The organism is Rhodobaculum claviforme (assembly GCF_016653255.1).
Lineage (GTDB): Bacteria > Pseudomonadota > Alphaproteobacteria > Rhodobacterales > Rhodobacteraceae > Rhodobaculum > Rhodobaculum claviforme.
Window position 1 is genome coordinate 1 of record NZ_NHSD01000030.1, and the last position, 2974, is coordinate 2974.

4 protein-coding genes are annotated in these 2974 nt (G+C 68.9%); 2 read left to right on the top strand and 2 right to left on the bottom strand.

What is annotated here, in order from left to right; translation table 11 throughout:
• Positions 1-435: hypothetical protein (locus CCR87_RS00415; protein WP_201155364.1), on the top strand; the 435-nt coding region annotated here is incomplete at its 5' end.
• 53 nt (positions 436-488) lie between these two features.
• Here CCR87_RS00415 and glnA read toward each other — a convergent pair.
• Positions 489-1895, bottom strand: a complete 1407-nt coding sequence (gene glnA / locus CCR87_RS00420) for a type I glutamate--ammonia ligase (RefSeq protein ID WP_201155365.1) — start codon at positions 1893-1895, stop codon at positions 489-491.
• Positions 1896-1976: 81 nt separating this feature from the next.
• Positions 1977-2315, bottom strand: a complete 339-nt coding sequence (locus CCR87_RS00425; RefSeq protein WP_201155366.1) for a P-II family nitrogen regulator — start codon at positions 2313-2315, stop codon at positions 1977-1979.
• A gap of 171 nt (positions 2316-2486) precedes the next feature.
• Between CCR87_RS00425 and CCR87_RS00430 the strand changes: the two genes are divergently transcribed.
• The coding region (locus tag CCR87_RS00430) for an NAD(P)H-hydrate epimerase (RefSeq protein WP_201155367.1) at positions 2487-2974 on the top strand (488 nt) is incomplete at its 3' end.

Below are 2974 nucleotides of genomic sequence, written 5' to 3' on the forward strand. Positions count from 1 at the left end.
CCGGCGCAAGGCGACGGCTGCGACGTGACGCTGGACGGGGTGCGCGTGACCGCGCCCCGGCTGGCGCAGGAGGTGGCGGCGGGGGCCACGGCGGCGGTGTGGCTGTGCACGCTGGGGCTGGACGATGCCGCCTTGCGCGCGGCGCTGGGCGGGGACGCGCTGCGGGCGCAGGTGACGGGTGATCTGGCGCAGCAGATGCTGTTCGCCGCCGCGCGCGCGGCCCACGCCGGGCTGGGGGCCGCGCACCCGGGCCACAGGGTCCTGCGCGGGACGCTGCGGGGGCGCGGCGAACGGCTGTGGGATGCGGCGGCGGTGCTGCGGCTGCTGCCGGTGCTGGGTCCGGCGCCGCTGGGTGTATGCGCCCCGGACGGCACCGCGCTGTCGCCCGCCCACAGCCTGCTGGGGGTGGCCATCCTGCGGCCCGCCCGGCCATGAAAAACCCCGCCGCCCAACCGGGCGACGGGGTCCGAGCCGTCCAGAGGCTGCGATCAGCAGCCGTAATACATCTGGAATTCCACCGGGTGCGGCGTGTGCTCGTAGTTGTAGATCTCCTCCCACTTCAGATCCATGTAGCTGTCGATCTGGTCCTTGGTGAACACGTCACCGGCCAGAAGGAACTCATGGTCGGCCTCCAGCGCGCCCAGCGCCTCCCGCAGGGAGCCGCAGACGGTGGGGATGTCGGCCAGCTCCTCGGGGGGCAGGTCGTAGAGGTCCTTGTCGGCGGGCTCACCGGGGTCGATCTTGTTCTTGATCCCGTCGAGGCCAGCCATCAGCAGCGCGGCAAAGCACAGGTAGGGGTTGGCCGAGGGGTCGGGGAAGCGGGCCTCGACGCGCTTGGCCTTGGGGCTTTCGGCCCACGGAATGCGGAACGACGCAGACCGGTTGCGCGCGGAATACGCCAGCAGCACCGGCGCCTCGAAGCCCGGGATCAGGCGCTTGTAGCTGTTGGTCGACGGGTTGGTGAAGGCGTTCAGCGCGCGCGCGTGCTTGAGGATGCCGCCGATGAAGTACAGCGCCTCCTGGCTCAGGTCGGCGTATTTGTCGCCCGCGAAGACCGGCTTGCCGTCCTTCCAGATCGACATGTTGACGTGCATGCCGGTGCCGTTGTCGCCCTTGATGGGCTTGGGCATGAAGGTGGCCGAGCGGCCATAGGCGTGCGCCACGTTGTGGATGATGTACTTGTACTTCTGCAGCTCGTCGGCCTGCTTGAGCAGCGAGCCGAAGATCAGGCCCAGCTCGTGCTGGCACGAGGCGACCTCGTGGTGGTGCTTGTCCACCTTCATGCCGATCTGCTTCATGGTGGACAGCATCTCGTTGCGCATGTCCATGCCGTGGTCGGTCGGGTTGACGGGGAAGTAGCCCCCCTTCACGCCGCCGCGGAAGCCGAGGTTGCCGGTCTCGTACTCGGTGTCGGAGTTCCACGAGCCGTCGACGGCGTCGACATGGTAGCTCACCTTGTTGATGCCGACGGAAAACCGCACGTCATCGAACACGAAGAACTCGGCCTCGGGGCCGAAGAAGGCGGTGTCGCCGATGCCGGTGGCCTTCAGATACGCCTCGGCCTTTTCCGCGATCGAGCGCGGGCAGCGGCTGTAGAGCTCACCCGTATCGGGCTCGGCGACAGAGCAGTGCAGGCAGAGCGTCTTTTCCGCGTAGAACGGGTCGATGTAGGCGCTTTCGGTGTCGGGCAGCAGTTTCATGTCCGACTGCTCGATGCTCTTGAACCCGGCGATGGAGGAGCCGTCGAACATGAAGCCTTCCTCGAGGAAGTCCTCGTCGACCTGATCGGCCATCACGGTGACGTGCTGCAGCTTGCCGCGGGGATCGGTGAAACGGATGTCGACGTACTGGACGTCCTCATCTGCGATGGTCTTGAGAACGGCTTCCTTGCTCATCTCGGTGATATCCTTCTGGTCGATGTTCGTTGTATCTGGGGTGGTGTATCCGGGGTCGCGTGCCCGGGATCGGCGGTGCGATCAGATCGCCTCGTCGCCGGTCTCTCCGGTGCGGATGCGCACGGCCTGCTCGACCGGCGTGACGAAGATCTTGCCGTCGCCGATCTTGTCGGTGCGCGCGGCGGCGACGATGGCCTCGATCGCGGCCTCGACCTGGTCGTCGGGCAGGACCACCTCGACCTTCACCTTGGGCAGGAAGTCCACGACGTATTCGGCGCCCCGGTACAACTCGGTGTGGCCCTTCTGGCGCCCGAAGCCCTTGACCTCGATCACCGAGAGGCCCTGCGCGCCAAGGTCCTGGAGCGCCTCCTTCACCTCGTCGAGCTTGAAGGGTTTGATGATCGCCTCGATCTTCTTCATGGTCGTGATGCTCCTCGCGGTCCCCGCCTCCGGGTTGGACAGACCATGCCGGTCCGGGGGGCACAATCGGGGGCGCGGCGGGGATCGGGGAGCGGCCGGGAAATCGATGCGGAATGCCCATTCTTGCAGCGCATTGCCCAAGGAACGGGCGGTTTGTGAACAGGAGGCCCGATGGAGCTGCCCATCCTTCCGACATCCGCCGAAATGCGCGCCATCGAGGGCGCCGCGATCGCCGCCGGCACCGTCAGCGGCAGAGAGCTGATGGAGCGGGCAGCCACCGCGCTGGTGGAGGTCGCGCTGGCGGAACGCGCGCTGGCGGGGCACCCCGAACCGGGCCGGGCGCTGGTGCTGTGCGGGCCGGGCAACAACGGCGGTGACGGCTATGCGGTGGCCCGGCTGCTGGCGGGGCGCGGCTGGCGGGTGCGGGTGCTGGCGCTGGCGCCGCCGGGGCCGTCCGCGCCCGACGCCTGCGCCACGGCGGCCCGGTGGGCGGCGCTGGGCCCGGTGGGGCGACTGGACGCGGCGTCGGTGACAGCCACCGGGCCGACCGATCTGGTTGTGGACGCGGTGTTCGGCACCGGGATCATGCGCCCGCTTGCGGCGGATCTGTGCGCGGCGCTGGCGGCGGCACGGGACCTCGTGCGGGGGGCGGGCCGGGT